Below are 16,174 nucleotides of genomic sequence, written 5' to 3' on the forward strand. Positions count from 1 at the left end.
TTAATTATTTATCGGTTACACACCCCAATGAAGCACTCGAAACGCATTGTGCATATTTGTACAAAACCCCTTTACTTGCTTTCAATGGAGGTTGTTTCCATTCTGCTTTTCGTTTTTCCAATTGCTGTTCAGATACTTTTAAATTGATCGTATTATTTTTTGTGTCAATCGCAATTAAATCTCCATCATTTACCAAGGCAATTGTTCCACCTACAAAAGCTTCCGGAGTGATGTGTCCTACCACAAAACCATGCGTTCCACCCGAAAATCTACCGTCGGTAATTAAAGCCACTGAATTTCCCAATCCTGCACCCATAATGGCGGAAGTAGGTTTTAGCATTTCGGGCATTCCCGGTCCGCCTTTTGGTCCACAATAACGGATTACTACTACATTACCGGGTTTTACTTCTCCGTTTCTCACACCATCAATCACTGCATATTCATCGTCAAATACTTTGGCTGTTCCTTCAAAATAATCGCCCTCTTTGCCACTTATTTTAGCTACACTTCCCTCGGTAGCTAAATTTCCGTAGAGCATTTGCAGATGTCCATTTGCTTTCACTGGATTTTCCAATGGAAGAAATACTTCCTGACCTTCGGTTAAATCTTCCACAGTTTCCAAATTTTCAACAATTGTTTTTCCTGTAACAGTTAAACAATCTCTATGTAATAAGTTGTGTTTCAATAAATATTTCATTACTGCTGGAACACCACCTGCTTCGTGCAAATCTTCCATGAGGTATTTTCCACTCGGTTTTAAATCTGCTAACACTGGAACACGGTTACTTACCTTTTGGAAATCATCCAAAGTCAATTCCAAATCCACCGAATGTGCCATAGCTATCAGGTGCATTACGGCATTGGTAGAGCCGCCCAGAACCGTTACCATGGTCATGGCATTTTCAAAGGCTTTTCGGGTCATGATGTCTTTGGGTTTAATATCTTTTCAACAACACTTTGATGGCTTTTCCTGTATCAAAACATTCCATTTTTTTATTGCTGCTCAACGCAGGATTGGATGAACTGTAAGGTAAACTCATTCCCAAAGCTTCAATAGCCGAAGCCATCGTATTTGCTGTTGCATACCGCCACAAGCACCCGCGCCAGGACAAGCGTTTTTGATTATACCTTTGTAATCTTCATCGGAAATGGTGTTGCTGAATTTTACCTAAAGCTTCAAAGCTGAAACGATATTGAGCGATTCTCCTTTCCATTTTCCGGAATGGATCGTTCCGCCATAAACCATGATTGCAGGACGATTTAATCTTCCCATGGCGATGATAGAACCAGGCATATTTTTATCGCAACCTACTACCGCCAATACTGCATCGTACCATTGGGCACTCACCACCGTTTCTATGGAATCGGCAATCACATCTCTGGAAACCAAAGAAAAACGCATACCGTCAGTTCCGTTTGATATACCGTCACTCACACCAATGGTGTTAAATATCAATCCTACTAAATCCTCTTGTTGCACACCAGCTTTTACTTCTTTAGCCAAATCGTTGAGGTGCATGTTGCAGGGATTTCCTTCGTAGCCCATACTCACAATTCCCACTTGTGCTTTTTGCAAATCGTCTTCGGTTAAACCTATTCCATAAAGCATGGCTTGTGCTGCAGGTTGGGTTTCATCTTGTGTGATGGTTCTACTGTATTTGTTGAGTGTTTTCATTAGTTTAAATTGAGCTGTTTTAAAGGTTCTCTACCCAAAAGTGAATAAGCATCTTGAAGTTTTTTACCTAAGGAATCATTCCATTTTTTTGGAAATTGATAAGTGTCCACCGATAATATACCCACTACCTCGGCAGCCGTTCCGCAGTAAAAGGCACTATCAGCTTGAAAAAGATCTTTTCTGGTAAATTTTCCTTGATGCAGTTCCAGACCTAATTGCTCGGCTAACTCCAAAACAGTGGCTCTGGTGATGCCCGGAAGGATGTTTCCTAATTGAGGCGTGAATAATTTTCCGTCTTTTTCAAAGAACAAATTCGCACCCGGACCTTCGGCTAAAAATCCATCGCTATCCAAAAGAAAGGCTTCGTCGAATCCATTGTCTTTTGCTTCGTTGGTTGCCAAAATCGAATTGACATAATGACCGCAGACTTTCGCTTCAATGTGGATGGATTTTGGATGTGGACGGCAATAGGAGGAAACCGTTAATCGTAGTAATTTTTCTCCCAAATACGCTCCCCAGTCCCAAGCGGCAATCATCACCGAAACGCTGGTAGGTTTTGACAAACTCATATTTTGTCCACAATACACCAATGGTCGGATGTAAGCATTTTTTAAATTGTTTTTTTCCAGTAACTCGTAAGTAGCTAGGACTAATTCTTGAACAGTGTAATCGAAAGGGATTTTTACCAATTCGCAGGATTTTTTCAAGCGTTCATAATGTTCTTCGGCTTTAAATACTTTAGTTCCATTTTGGTTTCATAAGAACGAATACCTTCAAATGCACCGTAGCCATAATGAAGCGTTTGACTGCATAAATCGGTTGTAGATTCGTTAGCCTTACAAATTTTCCGTCCAAAAAAAGGACTGTTTCGCTGTTTGAATACATATTTATATTTTTTATTGAGTTGATAATTGATTTTTGGGAATAAAAAAAGCCTTTCCCGAAATGAGAAAGGCTTACAATTTGGCATAAAGCAGCATCTCTCACGGTGGCGAGCTAATAATAATGCTGATAATAATAGTGTTGTTATATGATTTCATTTTGTTCTTTTTAGTTTAATGTCAATAAAAAAAGCCTCCTGATTTCTCGGGAGGCTTTCAAATATATCTTTTAGATTATATCAAAATTATTCCTCCCCAATATGTGAAATCACATCCGCAATAATAATAGAAGAAATAATAATTGAATTGTACATTTTTTTCTGTTTTCAGGTGCAAATTTAAGTGTTTTTTTTTGATTTGCAAATTTTTTATACCTTTTTTGAAAGTCGTTAAAATTCTGAAGTCAGATATAGGTGTGGGTGAGGTTGGGCAAAATAAAATGTGCTGTTTTGTGTAGGCTTATGGTTGGGGAAACACCTCTTTTAATTTTGCGAAGCGTTGGCATTTTGTCTGTCGGTTTGTTGTCGGTTGTGTCTTCTTTTAGGGTTGCACCTAACGTTTTCGGGCTTTGCGTTCGGGCGGGTTATCGGAGTACAAAACTGTCAACCAGCACTGAACTTAAATAGAAGCACAAAGCTCCAAGTTTGCACGTCACCCCGCCTGACGCAAAACCCGTGTGCTCGTTGCACAACCACCCAAATGTACACATTTTCATGTTTAAAATGGATTTTTAGGCGTCAAAAAGGCTGTTTAACTTAGCTTATGCAAGGAAAAAAACGCTACTCCGAAAAATTATTTGTCCATTTTCAATTAAGCGACCGAGTTCCGGAAGATAATTTTTATCGGCAGTTGGATAATGCATTAGATTTAAAATTTTTATATCAAGCAACAGCCTCTTTTTATGGCGATGAAGGACAGCAAAGTATAGATCCAGTTGTATTTTTTAAATTAATGATGGTCGGTTATTTTGAAAACCTTTCCAGTGACAGAAGAATAATTACAACTGCCTCCATGCGATTGGATATTTTGTATTTTATTGGTTACGATATCGATGAACAGTTGCCATGGCATAGCACTTTAAGCAGAACACGGCAATTGTATGGAGAGGACATATTTTTACAATTATTTCAAAAAGTATTGTCACTTTGTGTGCAGCAAGGCATGGTTAGGGGTAAGCGCCAAGCAATTGATTCTGCATTTATAAAAGCAAATGCAAGTTTAGATTCATTGTTAGAAAAAGAAATTGTTGATGATGCAGCAGATTACATTGAATCATTAGAGACTGAATTTGATTACAAACAAAAAAATGAAACTGACGAAAAATCGGATAATAAAAATCAAAAGGTAAAAGCATCAACAAAAAATGGGTAGATAAACATCATGCCTGGAAAGAAAAGGAATATAAAGACCAACGGGTAATATAAACACGACCCGGACAAACAAATAAAATTGATAATCGCGATGAACACGGTAATATCATCCGCTCGAAGTTTTTATCTAATCATACCCATTACAGTCCAACAGACCCTGATGCACGTATATCGGTAAAGCCCGGAAAGGCACGTCAGCTTAACTATTTTGGACAGTTGGCAGTGGATGATGCACACCATGTTATAACCGGCGCCATGGCCAATTTTGCAGATAAACGCGACAGCCAATGTTTACCAGCAATATTAGATCAAGCAATAAATAATTTAGCACAAAATGATATTACCATAGCAGAAATAGGTGCAGACTCCGCTTATAGCAGTGGCCCGGCTCTTGCTCATGTGGAACAAAATAATATTACGGCATACATTCCGAATTTTGGACAATACCGAAACACTAGAGAAGGATTTATTTACAATAAGGAACAGGATCAATATGAATGTCAACGTGGAAATAAAGCGATATTACCATTTAAAGGAATAAGAACCGACAGCAAAGGTTATGATAAAAAAACGTATCGCAGTAGTGAAACGGATTGCAAAAATTGTCCGCTAAGAAAAAGTTGTGCCGGAGAAAAAACAAAGTTTAAAAAACTTGATGACACAGTCGATAAACCATATTACGACCGGATGCATGAACGTATGCAAACCGAGTATGCAAAAACGATGGTGCGTATAAGGAGCAAAAAACAGTAGAACCTGTGCTAGGAACATTACTCAATTTTATGGGTATGCGTAGAGTGAACACGCGAGGCATAAATAAAGCAAATAAGCATGTGTTAATGGCATCCCTATGTTACAATCTGAAAAAATATTTAAAGTTTATTCGTTTAAATCCGGTTGTAAATAAAAATTACAAATTAGTATTAGGGGAACAACTACCAAATTATTTAAATCGTGGTTTTTACATCTATTTAAAGCCTGTTAGCGGCATATAAATTTTGCAAATTAATAGGATTGAAATAATCAAAGTTCGTTAAAATGCCCTAGAATCAATAGGTTAGAAAGAATTTAATCAAAAAATGCTAGAATTAAGAAGTTGTGCAACAGTAACCCGTGTTAGCGGTTCGTTGCTTTTTCTGTCTGCCTATGTCCAATATGAAAAGTACTAATGAAACCACCATTGTCGCAACCAAATGATAACCACTATTTATAAAAAATAACTTCCACGAATGTTTTCCCAAACTATTCAGCTCAAGTGAACTGGAACAAAAAACCAACCCAAACTGAAATTGCAGAATTTATTCCTGTTACAAATGGTGTCATTTCTGTTGCTCCTGGTATAAACTTCCAACCTGCTAAATAAAATGCAAGAACCCAAGCAAATAGAAATGTCCCTATGAATGTAAGTAACATTCCTTTCATCATTGATTTTTTGTCTGGTCGCATATTTGGGTCGTAACCCATTTCTTTCATCCAAGGTTTTGAAAAAATTGCAATGTACCAAATCATTTGTATTACAAAACAGACAAGCACAGCAACCAATATGGCTATTATATTAATTTTTAAAGGCATAGTTTTATTTGTTAAGTTGCTTGTTTATTACTTCTTCCATTCTGTTTAATGCAGAACCCCAGCCATTGTAAAAGCCCATTTTTTCTTGTGCTTTTGCATAGTCTTCAGTTTCGTGAATTACACTAAATTCAAAATTTGTTTTGTCGCCATCTGCTGAAAATGTAACGTGCAGTTCCACATTTTCAGTCATTGGTTTAAAGTCAGCACTTGTTACAATTTTTTGGTGTTCTACAATTTCTAAATAAGTTCCTTCTGAAACAAAGTCGCCACCGTTTGGCATTGGCATGGAAAACTTCCATTTTCCACCAACTTTAAAATTATGTTCGACTACATTTATTTTCATTCCTTGAGGTGCCCACCATTGTATGATTTGGTCAGCTTCTGTCCAAGCGTCCCAAACTAATTTTACTGGTGCATCGAAAGTTTTTTTAATCGTCAAGGTGCGATTTTTTGCGTTGTCTGTAATACTCATTTTTTTGTTTTTTTATTTTTTGTTTGTAATTTATTAATGTATTGTTCAAAGTTGTCAATTCGTTGTTCCCATTGTTTTTGATATTGCTCCAACCACATAAATGCTGGTATCAAACTTTGCGGTTGAATAGTGCAATAGCGTTCTCTACCTTTTTGTTCTATTTCCACCACACCACATTCCGTCAAATGTTTTATATGTTGTGAAACTGCCGGTCGGCTTATTTGAAATTTTTCGGCAATAGCATTTAGTGTCATAGGTTCTTTGGAAAGAAGGTCTATGATTTGTCGCCTGTTAGGGTCGGCAATTGCTTGAAAAATGTCTCGTCTTAAATCAGTCGCCATATTATGTAAGTGTTCGCTTACGCAAAAGTATATGTAAGTATTTGATTACGCAAATATTTTGTCAATTATTTTTTGTCTGCGTAAAAATGTCCTGGTGAAATTGTCTGTTTGGGTGTCGCACTGCAATGACCGCTAACGTTTTGCGGCTTTGCGAAGGTGGGGAAATCGAAGTACAAATGCTCAAATTAGTACAAAGGTTAAATAGAATTCCTAATGTTCAAATTTGCACTGAAGCCCCACTTTTGCAAAACCGCTGTGCTCGTTGCACAACCACCCAAATGTACACATTTTCATGTTTAAAATGGATTTTTAGGCGTCAAAAAGGCTGTTTAACTTAGCTTATGCAAGGAAAAAAACGCTACTCCGAAAAATTATTTGTCCATTTTCAATTAAACGACCGAGTTCGGAAGATAATTTTATCGGCAGTTGGATAATGCATTAGATTTAAAATTTTTTATATCAAGCAACAGCCTCTTTTTATGGCGATGAAGGACAGCAAAGTATAGATCCAGTTGTATTTTTAAATTAATGATGGTCGGTTATTTTGAAAACCTTTCCAGTGACAGAAGAATAATTACAACTGCCTCCATGCGATTGGATATTTTGTATTTTATTGGTTACGATATCGATGAACAGTTGCCATGGCATAGCACTTTAAGCAGAACACGGCAATTGTATGGAGAGGACATATTTTTACAATTATTTCAAAAAGTATTGTCACTTTGTGTGCAGCAAGGCATGGTTAGGGGTAAGCGCCAAGCAATTGATTCTGCATTTATAAAAGCAAATGCAAGTTTAGATTCATTGTTAGAAAAAGAAATTGTTGATGATGCAGCAGATTACATTGAATCATTAGAGACTGAATTTGATTACAAACAAAAAAATGAAACTGACGAAAAATCGGATAATAAAAATCAAAAGGTAAAAGCATCAACAAAAAAATGGGTAGATAAACATCATGCCTGGAAAGAAAAGGAATATAAAGACCAACCGGGTAATATAAACACGACCGGACAAACAAATAAAATTGATAATCGCGATGAACACGGTAATATCATCCGCTCGAAGTTTTTATCTAATCATACCCATTACAGTCCAACAGACCCTGATGCACGTATATCGGTAAAGCCCGGAAAGGCACGTCAGCTTAACTATTTTGGACAGTTGGCAGTGGATGATGCACACCATGTTATAACCGGCGCCATGGCCAATTTTGCAGATAAACGCGACAGCCAATGTTTACCAGCAATATTAGATCAAGCAATAAATAATTTAGCACAAAATGATATTACCATAGCAGAAATAGGTGCAGACTCCGCTTATAGCAGTGGCCCGGCTCTTGCTCATGTGGAACAAAATAATATTACGGCATACATTCCGAATTTTGGACAATACCGAAACACTAGAGAAGGATTTATTTACAATAAGGAACAGGATCAATATGAATGTCAACGTGGAAATAAAGCGATATTACCATTTAAAGGAATAAGAACCGACAGCAAAGGTTATGATAAAAAAACGTATCGCAGTAGTGAAACGGATTGCAAAAATTGTCCGCTAAGAAAAAGTTGTGCCGGAGAAAAAACAAAGTTTAAAAAACTTGATGACACAGTCGATAAACCATATTACGACCGGATGCATGAACGTATGCAAACCGAGTATGCAAAAACGATGGTGCGTATAAGGAGCAAAACAGTAGAACCTGTGCTAGGAACATTACTCAATTTTATGGGTATGCGTAGAGTGAACACGCGAGGCATAAATAAAGCAAATAAGCATGTGTTAATGGCATCCCTATGTTACAATCTGAAAAAATATTTAAAGTTTATTCGTTTAAATCCGGTTGTAAATAAAAATTACAAATTAGTATTAGGGGAACAACTACCAAATTATTTAAATCGTGGTTTTTACATCTATTTAAAGCCTGTTAGCGGCATATAAATTTTGCAAATTAATAGGATTGAAATAATCAAAGTTCGTTAAAATGCCCTAGAATCAATAGGTTAGAAAGAATTTAATCAAAAAATGCTAGAATTAAGAAGTTGTGCAACAGTAACCGCTGTTATCGGCTGTTTTTTTCTCGTTATTTTGCTTTGAGTTCTTTCGTTACCTGTTTTATAAATTTGTCTTTGTCCTTTTTGGCTTCTTTAATTGTGGCTTTGATGTCTGCTGGCATAGGTAAATATTTGTCAGACCAAATGTAAACTTCCATAATGATAGGTAATAAGTCAATTCCTTTTGTTGTCAGTTTGTATAAAATTTTTGCTTTACTGTCGGGGTGTGCAGATTTTTCAATTATACCATTTTCTTCAAGTCCTTTCAGTCTTGTTGCTAAAATATTTGTTGCAATTCCTTCAGCTGATTTTAAAAAGTCGTTATAGGTACACTTATTACCGAACATTAGGTCTCTAATAATGAGTAACGACCACTTGTCGCCAAATACGTCAAGCGATTGACTCAAAGGACAGTCTGACCTTTTTTTACCTGTTTCCATAAAATAATTCTAAAATATTTTTAAAAATAACTTGCATTTTGAAAGTTGTTTGTATATTTGCACTTGCAATTTGCAAGCAAAAATACAATTTTAAATTTAAAACAAATAAAAATGAGCAAGAATATTTTAGTTACAGGTGCAAGTTCGGGCTTTGGATTACTTATCGCAAACGAGCTTCACACAAAGGGTTTCAATGTAATCGGTACAAGTCGAAATCCTGAAAAAATAAAGTCAACAGTCCCTTTCAAAATGATTTCATTAGACCTAGATTCAGACAACTCAATAACCACTTTGCCTGATAGACTTTTTAAAGAAATCGATAAGTTGGATGTTCTAATCAACAATGCAGGCTTCTTAGTTACAGGTATAGCAGAAGAAATTCCTATAGAATTAGGTAGAAAACAATTTGAAACTAATTTTTGGGGAACTATCAAAGTTACAAATGCAATTTTGCCCTCTTTTAGAAAGCAAAAATTTGGTAAAATAATAACAGTTGGTTCAATTACTGGGCTTGTTGCATTTCCGAATACATCTTACTATGCCTCCTCCAAACACGCCTTGGAAGGATACTTTAAAGCATTGCGCTATGAATTAGCTGAATTTAATATTCGTGTGGCAATGATTGAACCTGGCTCTTTCAAGACAAATATTATGGAAAATTCATCCACAACATTAAATCGAATAGAAGATTACAATAGACTAAGGGCTAAAAGCGAAAAATATGCTGATTTAATAGTTGAACAAGGTGAAAATCCTGTAATGGTTGCATCAAAAGTGCTGAAAGTAGTTGAAACAGATAAACCTAAATTTAGAAATTTGGTAGGTAAAGGGTTATCCGTTTTAATCACGTTACAACATTTTGCCTATGGCTTTTTAGAAAAAACAGTACTTAAACAATTAAACAACGCTTAAAAATAAATAAAATGAAAGCATTCATAGCAAAAAGCTACGGCAAAAAAGAAAAATTGCATCTAACTGAAATTGCAGAACCTGCAATAAACTCAAATGATGTATTAGTTGAAGTAAATTCTGCAGGTGTCAATGTAATTGATTTACTTATACGAAATGGTGATTTTAAACTTTTCTTACCAATGAAACCACCTTTTCAATTAGGTCGTGATGTGGCAGGTGTTGTGACAAAAGTGGGTTCAAAAGTTAGTAAGTTCAAAGTGGGCGATGAAGTATACTCTAGTTCAGGAAATCACAAACTAGGAACGTATGCTCAATATATTTCCATTGATGAAAATGAAGTTGCATTAAAACCCAAAAATCTCACAATGGAAGAAGCAAGCTCAATTCCATTAGTTGGATTAACTTCTTGGCAAGCATTGGTAGAAATTGCAAATGTTCAAAAAGGGCAAAAAGTTTTCGTTCAAGCTGGTTCTGGTGGTGTTGGTACATTTGCCATTCAATTAGCAAAACATTTAGGAGCAACTGTTGCTACTACAACAAGTTCACGCAATTTTGATTTGGTAAAAAGTTTAGGTGCAGATATTGTAATTGATTACAAGACACAAGACTTTGAAACTATATTGAAAGATTATGATTTGGTTTTGCATAGCAATAAGGATACAAAAGTTTTGGAAAAGTCATTACGAATTCTGAAATCAGGTGGTCAAGTTATTTCGCTAACGGGTCCACCAACACCTGAATTTGCAGAACAAATTGGTTTAGCTTGGCATTTGAAATTTGTGACAAAGCTTTTAAGTTTAGGTATAAAAAAGAAAGCAAAAAAATTAAATGCAAAATTTACTTTTCTGTTTATGAGAGCAGAAGGCAAACAACTAAGTCAAATTACAAAACTTATTGAGGCTGGTGTTATAAAACCTGTGATAGATAAAGTCTTTCCGTTTGAACAAACTAATGATGCTTTGTCCTACGTAGAAACAGGTCGGTCAAAAGGGAAAGTCGTTATCAAACTCAAGTAGTTTGTCTGTCTGTGTAGGGTTTCGGTAAAATAGCCGATAACAATATATTTACGAATATAACCAACTTCCATCAATTAACTAAAAACTTCTAACGCATTGCTTATCAATACCAAAACTTGCGCATTTTTGGATATACTTCAATTTGCAAGTTGCGCTAAGCCTTTTTTTTGGTTGCGTTGAGTTGCTTTTTAATTTGTTGAGCAAGGTGCTAACGATTTTAATGATATTCCGGATATTCATGGATGGGCGGATACAATTCGCCCCTACATTTTAATTCTTTCGTTCATCGCGCTCGGATGGTTAATTTTTAATCGACCTATAACGTAAGAAAATGTTGAATGTGTAGGGGCGAATTGCATCCGCCCCTACATTCAACATTTTCGAATTCGGAGCTGCACTGCGGCGGACGAGCCAAGATTCATATTTATTTTTCATATTTTCAATTAGAAGAAAAATCACATTTCATGCTCAGAATCGCGTTAGGGATAGCAGTGGAAAGCCCGCAGGAATGAGGCACGAATGACGAGGACTTGGAACGGATAGCCCGGCCAACGCCCAAAAAAGCGCTTTTTGCAAATTCCATTTCCCGTTCTATCTTTGCACATGGAAAATCTCTCAACCAAGTTTTTAGGTGAAAGTCTCACCTTCGATGATCTCCTTGTAGTTCCAGCTTATTCTGAAGTATTACCACGCGAAGTTGACATATCGACGCGGCTCACACGCAATTTGCGTATTAATGTGCCTATTATTTCCGCTGCAATGGATACTGTGACTGAGTATAAGATGGCAGTTGCCATGGCCAGAGAGGGTGGTATTGGAATCATTCACAAAAACATGAGCATTGAGAAGCAAGCAGACCAGGTAAGACGGGTGAAAAGGAGTGATAGCGGACTGATTATCGACCCTGTTACCCTGTCACAAAATGCGATAATTCGTGATGCGCTTGCTATGATGAAAGAGTTCAAAATTGGAGGCATTCCGGTGATTGATGAAAATAAGAAGCTGGTTGGGATTTTAACCAATCGCGATTTGCGTTTTGAAACGAATATGCAACGCCCGATTGCTGAGGTGATGACGACCACAAATTTGATTACAGCGCCTGAAGGCACTACGCTGCAGCAGGCTGAAAATATCCTCAAAAACTATCGTATCGAAAAGCTGCCGGTTGTTGATGGAGATGGCATTTTGAAGGGATTAATTACGTATAAAGACATATTGAAACTGGCGAGTCACCCACGCGCATGTAAAGATAAATATGGTCGCTTGCTGGTTGGCGCTGCAGTTGGTGTTACACATGATACTATTCAGCGCATTGAGGCATTAAGAGCTGTGGGCACCGACCTGGTTATTATTGATACTGCTCATGGTCACTCGAAAGGGGTGATTGATATGGTGAAAACCGTAAAATCGAAATTTCCGGATTTGGAGGTGGTTGCGGGCAACGTTGCTACAGGAGCCGGTGCAAAAGCGCTTGCTGATGCCGGTGTTGACGGTGTTAAGGTTGGAGTTGGTCCCGGAAGTATTTGCACCACGCGCGTTGTTGCGGGTGTTGGTGTTGCACAAATCAGCGCAATTAACGATGCGGCCAATGCATTAAAAGGCACAGGAGTTCCTGTAATTGGCGATGGTGGAATTCGATATACAGGTGATATAGTGAAAGCAATTGTTGCCGGTGCCGATACCATTATGGCCGGTAGTTTATTAGCGGGAACGGAAGAAAGTCCGGGTGAAACCATAATTTACGAAGGCCGAAAATTTAAATCATATCGCGGAATGGGCAGTGTGGAAGCCATGGAAATGGGTTCAAAAGACAGGTATTTTCAGGATGTGGAAGATGATATTAAAAAACTGGTTCCTGAAGGTATTGTTGGTCGCGTGCCGTTTAAAGGCACATTAGAGGAAGTGATGGTTCAATACATTGGTGGTTTAAGAGCCGGAATGGGATATGCGGGCGCGAAAGATGTTGCATCATTACATAACGCTCAATTTGTAAAAATAACAGCAAGTGGTATCCGCGAATCGCATCCACATGATGTTGTGATTACGAAGGAAGCGCCGAATTATAGTAGGTAGGATTGAAATAATTATTTTGTCCTACGCTTATTAATTTTTATAAAATTTATAAGTATTTAAAATTTGACCATATTCGTTCGTTGCTATTGATATGTATAAACCAGCAGCAAGGTGATTCAAATTTATAGAATAGTTGTTGCTTAATAATTCATGCGACAGAACTCTACCGGTTAAATCAAGTACATCAATAAATATTTTGCCGTAATATAGTTCAACTTCGTTATTATAAATTAAAATATTATTTGATAAATACGGATCGTGCAAATTTAAATTTTCACTAGTGCTATCTGTTTTAAGCCAGCACGTAATAACATTGGGTGTCGTAAAATATTTTGTTGATGATATTATTGAACTCCCGCAAGCATTTATAGTTTTCAACTTTACGCCGAAGGTGTGATTTTTTAAAAAATCTCCATACTTGCTATAATAAATACCATCTGACAAATATGTATCACCTGTTGTCCACGTTAAGCCAGCGTTTTCACTCCAATAAATAGATTCCGATCTTGTTGTTTGTGGAATTCTGGCAAAAAAATAACATGAGGAAGGCGCACTTTGAACAGTTGATATAACACCTGTTGGTAATATTGGATTACCTGCGATGTAAATTGAGTAAGTATGTGTCTCAACGTATCCATTTTCAAAATTAGCAGCAACCGTTATATCATAATAATTATTGGGGGTAACAAACGGTTTTAATGTAATCCATCTTGCAGAAGGCAGATTATCATCATTAGGCCCAAAATCAAATGCTGTGGATGTCCAAGTATAATTAACATCCGGATAATATGCGCATGAAATATTTTCACCTGTTGAATTAATACAAAACTCAGAAGGTGTTTGAATAAATGGAACCGCTTCAGTACCCGATTGTTTATATACCCGAATATAATCAACATACATATTTTTGGGTAATGCCGAATCATCTACATAATCCTCATTAATATCGCATGTTAATGGCGATTGCATACTTAATCGAATATGCATAGGTTTGTCAACCGGATCAAATGGCATATCTTCACTATTTAAGCCTGAAACCTCAATTGTTCTAATTAAACTGTTATTTAAATAAAACTTAATAATATTTTGATGCCATTCGCAACCAATATTCACCCATTGATAGTCCAAATTGTAAGGTTCAATAAACAATTGTTTATATAGGTGAATCTTTTGAGATTCTCCAGCTGCAATTTCAGGCGTTCCATAGTCCCAGTGATAATTGGATTTTAAAACATTTTTGTGGCCGCTATAGGTTTCCCAAATATCAATTTCTCTATATTCGGCATCTCCACCACCTGCAACAAATAACCAAAAAGCAGAGCCTGCGCCTTTGGAAAAAGGTAAGTTTTTGACTCTAATTTCAATATAAGAATCAGGGTAAAATTTAAACTCCTTAAAGCTATCGTCGTCTGTTGAAAATGTTTTGATTTCAGCACCAGAATGTGCGCAACCTGCATAATCATCACTACTTAGTGTCAATTTTAAAGAACCGTCTGCTTCAGTTACGTTATTAGGATTAAAAACTATGCCATGAAGGCAATTGTGATATGCATCATCAGTATTGGTGCTTTTATTCCAATATTCAGGATTAACTTCATTGTCATTAAATTCATCATTAAAGATTAATTGCCATCCCGGTTTATAAATTGGTGATGGCGGAGAATTATAACCGACTTGCTTATAACTTGAATACCAAACATCACAAAGGTGTTGGGACTTTAAACATGTGCTTAATGCCAGTAAAAATAAAAAAATTGTTGTTTTCATAAGCGCGCCATTTATTTAATGATGCCTATTAATAATAAAAATATAAAATTATAATGAAAAGATATAATTTGACAAAAACCTTTCCAACAGATGGAGATTTTAAACGTAAAGTATTATTATTTTAATTCAGGGATATCATTCATCTCAATTATCTGATAATCAGGGTTTTCACGTATGGTTTCAGGTAGGTTATTGCTTCCAGCAAAGTAAATTTTATATCCTAGTTTTTGAATTTCCTTTAATGATTCAATATCCGGTATTGTATTATAAACAATAAAATCGGTATAAAACATGGCCTCAATTGGACGGGGATAGTTAAACAGAATTGCTTTACCATGATTGGTTTCGCCCAGTTTTTTTAAATCTTCTACCCATTCGGTAGAAGTTGTGTTTGGGTTTAACATTTTGGTTCGTTCTACACAATATCTAAAGGGAAGTAAAATTAGCAAGGCCAAAATAATGATTGCAAAAACTCTTTTAATTCCACTAAATTTTAATTCATTTATTTTATCATAAAACAATCCTGTAATAATAAATAGAGCCGGAGCAGTAAATAAAATGTAACCCTGCATTTTGGTTTCGGCAATTGTAAAAAAGATTATAGGTATAAATACCCAAATTAATAATGCATATTGCTTATTCAAAAACTTACCTTTTAGGGTTTGTATGGTAAACCATATTAGCGGTAAATAAATTAAATCGCCATAACTTATTCTTAGCCTTTCTAAAAAAAACCATCTGGCCTCCGCTCGACCTTCAAGTGCTTCAGTTAAATGCAAATTATTATAATATTGCTCCCATGCTGTTTCAAGTGGAAAGGCCTTGGCGCTATAAATTTGCCAGGGTAGTGCTACAACAACTAAGACGAATACCAGCAATGCCAATTGTATAAAAATTTGTTTTTTTGAAAATTTGCCACTATCGTAAACAAGAATAAACCAAATTGGCAGTACTATTAATGCCGGTAACCACTTGGTTAAAATAGCAAACCCAATTGCAACTCCGACTAAAATGTTATAAGCCTTTTTTTCTGTGTTAATAAATTTAATACAAAAAAATACCGCCAGCTGTATAAAAAACAAAAAGAATATGTCATAATTATCGGTTGCAACTCTGCCCCCTGTTAATTCAATTATTAAACCATTCATTGAATACAGCAATGCGCTAATGAATGCCACACGTTTGTTAAAAAAGAAATTACCGATATAATAAACTAATAATATACCAAGTGTTGTTAATAAAATGCCGGGTATTCGGACTGCAAATTCATTTATTCCAAACACTTGCAAACTTGCACTTATAAACCATAGTGGCATTGGTTGTTTATGAACCCAATAATGGTTGCTGTACCATTCTTTGTAATCGTAAGGCAATACAGGATCTTCGTATAGTGTTGGTGTCAACGGATGGGAAATCATGTTTTTTGCCACAAGTGCATGATAACGCTCGTCCCAGGGGTGTAAATAATTATCTGAAGACACATATACCCTTAAAATAAAACCTGCTATTATTACGAGTAATAAAGCAGGTTTTATTTTAGATTTTGTAAAACAATACATTGCGATTCCATACATCGCCAATGTTGTTATAAAAATTATTAA

13 protein-coding genes and 2 pseudogenes are annotated in these 16,174 nt (G+C 36.1%); 7 read left to right on the top strand and 8 right to left on the bottom strand.

Annotation, left to right across the window (positions count from 1 at the left end; all coding sequences use genetic code 11):
- Nucleotides 1-4: 4 nt before the first annotated feature.
- Nucleotides 5-1,675 (bottom strand): annotated as a pseudogene (gene ilvD, locus IPI65_22995) (dihydroxy-acid dehydratase).
- A pseudogene (locus tag IPI65_23000) lies at nucleotides 1,675-2,560 on the bottom strand (branched-chain amino acid transaminase). The pseudogenes ilvD and IPI65_23000 overlap by 1 nt, the downstream one beginning before the upstream one ends.
- A 758-nt stretch (nucleotides 2,561-3,318) precedes the next feature.
- On the opposite strand from IPI65_23000, the gene IPI65_23005 reads away from it, so the two are divergent.
- The 3 genes from IPI65_23005 to IPI65_23015 all read left to right on the top strand — a co-directional run bounded on the left by IPI65_23005 (nucleotide 3,319) and on the right by IPI65_23015 (nucleotide 4,921).
- Nucleotides 3,319-3,927 (top strand): transposase, encoded by a 609-nt coding sequence (locus IPI65_23005; GenBank protein ID MBK7444301.1) that lies wholly within the window; start codon nucleotides 3,319-3,321, stop codon nucleotides 3,925-3,927.
- A gap of 215 nt (nucleotides 3,928-4,142) precedes the next feature.
- Nucleotides 4,143-4,679 (top strand): hypothetical protein, encoded by a 537-nt coding sequence (locus IPI65_23010; protein MBK7444302.1) that lies wholly within the window; start codon nucleotides 4,143-4,145, stop codon nucleotides 4,677-4,679.
- Nucleotides 4,680-4,684: 5 nt separating this feature from the next.
- Nucleotides 4,685-4,921, top strand: a complete 237-nt coding sequence (locus IPI65_23015; protein ID MBK7444303.1) for a hypothetical protein — start codon at nucleotides 4,685-4,687, stop codon at nucleotides 4,919-4,921.
- A gap of 256 nt (nucleotides 4,922-5,177) precedes the next feature.
- Here IPI65_23015 and IPI65_23020 read toward each other — a convergent pair whose 3' ends face one another.
- From IPI65_23020 to IPI65_23030, 3 genes are read right to left on the bottom strand one after another with little or no spacing between them, the layout of a single operon-like run.
- On the bottom strand, nucleotides 5,178-5,498 hold the full coding sequence (locus IPI65_23020) for a DUF1761 domain-containing protein (protein MBK7444304.1): 321 nt from the start codon (nucleotides 5,496-5,498) through the stop codon (nucleotides 5,178-5,180).
- Between the two features lie 4 nt (nucleotides 5,499-5,502).
- Nucleotides 5,503-5,970, bottom strand: a complete 468-nt coding sequence (locus IPI65_23025; GenBank protein ID MBK7444305.1) for an SRPBCC domain-containing protein — start codon at nucleotides 5,968-5,970, stop codon at nucleotides 5,503-5,505.
- Complete coding sequence (locus IPI65_23030) at nucleotides 5,967-6,311, bottom strand: winged helix-turn-helix transcriptional regulator (protein MBK7444306.1); 345 nt, start codon at nucleotides 6,309-6,311, stop codon at nucleotides 5,967-5,969. Before IPI65_23030 ends, IPI65_23025 begins: the two co-directional genes overlap by 4 nt.
- A gap of 528 nt (nucleotides 6,312-6,839) precedes the next feature.
- Here IPI65_23030 and IPI65_23035 point away from each other — a divergent pair.
- On the top strand, nucleotides 6,840-8,252 hold the full coding sequence (locus IPI65_23035) for an IS1182 family transposase (GenBank protein MBK7444307.1): 1,413 nt from the start codon (nucleotides 6,840-6,842) through the stop codon (nucleotides 8,250-8,252).
- Nucleotides 8,253-8,394: 142 nt separating this feature from the next.
- Here the strand turns inward: IPI65_23035 and IPI65_23040 are convergent, their stop codons facing one another.
- Entirely contained in the window at nucleotides 8,395-8,805 is a 411-nt protein-coding gene (locus IPI65_23040; protein MBK7444308.1) for a helix-turn-helix transcriptional regulator, read from the bottom strand.
- A gap of 111 nt (nucleotides 8,806-8,916) precedes the next feature.
- Here IPI65_23040 and IPI65_23045 point away from each other — a divergent pair, with 111 nt between their 5' ends.
- The 3 genes from IPI65_23045 (at nucleotide 8,917) to guaB (ending at nucleotide 12,806) form a co-directional block, all read left to right on the top strand.
- Nucleotides 8,917-9,717, top strand: a complete 801-nt coding sequence (locus IPI65_23045) for an SDR family NAD(P)-dependent oxidoreductase (GenBank protein MBK7444309.1) — start codon at nucleotides 8,917-8,919, stop codon at nucleotides 9,715-9,717.
- Nucleotides 9,718-9,728: 11 nt separating this feature from the next.
- Entirely contained in the window at nucleotides 9,729-10,733 is a 1,005-nt protein-coding gene (locus IPI65_23050) for an NADP-dependent oxidoreductase (protein ID MBK7444310.1), read from the top strand.
- Nucleotides 10,734-11,336: 603 nt separating this feature from the next.
- The gene (gene guaB, locus IPI65_23055) at nucleotides 11,337-12,806 is read left to right on the top strand and encodes an IMP dehydrogenase (protein MBK7444311.1); all 1,470 of its coding nucleotides are present in this window, start codon (nucleotides 11,337-11,339) and stop codon (nucleotides 12,804-12,806) included.
- A gap of 30 nt (nucleotides 12,807-12,836) precedes the next feature.
- Here guaB and IPI65_23060 read toward each other — a convergent pair whose 3' ends face one another.
- On the bottom strand, nucleotides 12,837-14,573 hold the full coding sequence (locus tag IPI65_23060) for a family 16 glycosylhydrolase (GenBank protein ID MBK7444312.1): 1,737 nt from the start codon (nucleotides 14,571-14,573) through the stop codon (nucleotides 12,837-12,839).
- 116 nt (nucleotides 14,574-14,689) lie between these two features.
- Nucleotides 14,690-16,147, bottom strand: a complete 1,458-nt coding sequence (locus IPI65_23065; GenBank protein ID MBK7444313.1) for a glycosyltransferase family 39 protein — start codon at nucleotides 16,145-16,147, stop codon at nucleotides 14,690-14,692.
- Between the last annotated feature and the right edge of the window lie 27 nt (nucleotides 16,148-16,174).

Source organism: Bacteroidota bacterium, from assembly GCA_016706255.1.
Lineage (GTDB): Bacteria > Bacteroidota > Bacteroidia > Chitinophagales > BACL12 > UBA7236.

Excerpts from the sequence above, each read along its gene's own strand:
- IPI65_23005 (MBK7444301.1), top strand. The coding sequence starts at position 3,319 with ATGCAAGGAAAAAAACGCTACTCCGAAAAATTATTTGTCCATTTTCAA.
- IPI65_23020 (MBK7444304.1), bottom strand. The coding sequence starts at position 5,498 with ATGCCTTTAAAAATTAATATAATAGCCATATTGGTTGCTGTGCTTGTC.
- IPI65_23025 (MBK7444305.1), bottom strand. The coding sequence starts at position 5,970 with ATGAGTATTACAGACAACGCAAAAAATCGCACCTTGACGATTAAAAAA.
- IPI65_23030 (MBK7444306.1), bottom strand. The coding sequence starts at position 6,311 with ATGGCGACTGATTTAAGACGAGACATTTTTCAAGCAATTGCCGACCCT.
- IPI65_23035 (MBK7444307.1), top strand. The coding sequence starts at position 6,840 with ATGATGGTCGGTTATTTTGAAAACCTTTCCAGTGACAGAAGAATAATT.
- IPI65_23040 (MBK7444308.1), bottom strand. The coding sequence starts at position 8,805 with ATGGAAACAGGTAAAAAAAGGTCAGACTGTCCTTTGAGTCAATCGCTT.
- IPI65_23045 (MBK7444309.1), top strand. The coding sequence starts at position 8,917 with ATGAGCAAGAATATTTTAGTTACAGGTGCAAGTTCGGGCTTTGGATTA.
- IPI65_23050 (MBK7444310.1), top strand. The coding sequence starts at position 9,729 with ATGAAAGCATTCATAGCAAAAAGCTACGGCAAAAAAGAAAAATTGCAT.
- guaB (MBK7444311.1), top strand. The coding sequence starts at position 11,337 with ATGGAAAATCTCTCAACCAAGTTTTTAGGTGAAAGTCTCACCTTCGAT.
- IPI65_23060 (MBK7444312.1), bottom strand. The coding sequence starts at position 14,573 with ATGAAAACAACAATTTTTTTATTTTTACTGGCATTAAGCACATGTTTA.
- IPI65_23065 (MBK7444313.1), bottom strand. The coding sequence starts at position 16,147 with ATGTATGGAATCGCAATGTATTGTTTTACAAAATCTAAAATAAAACCT.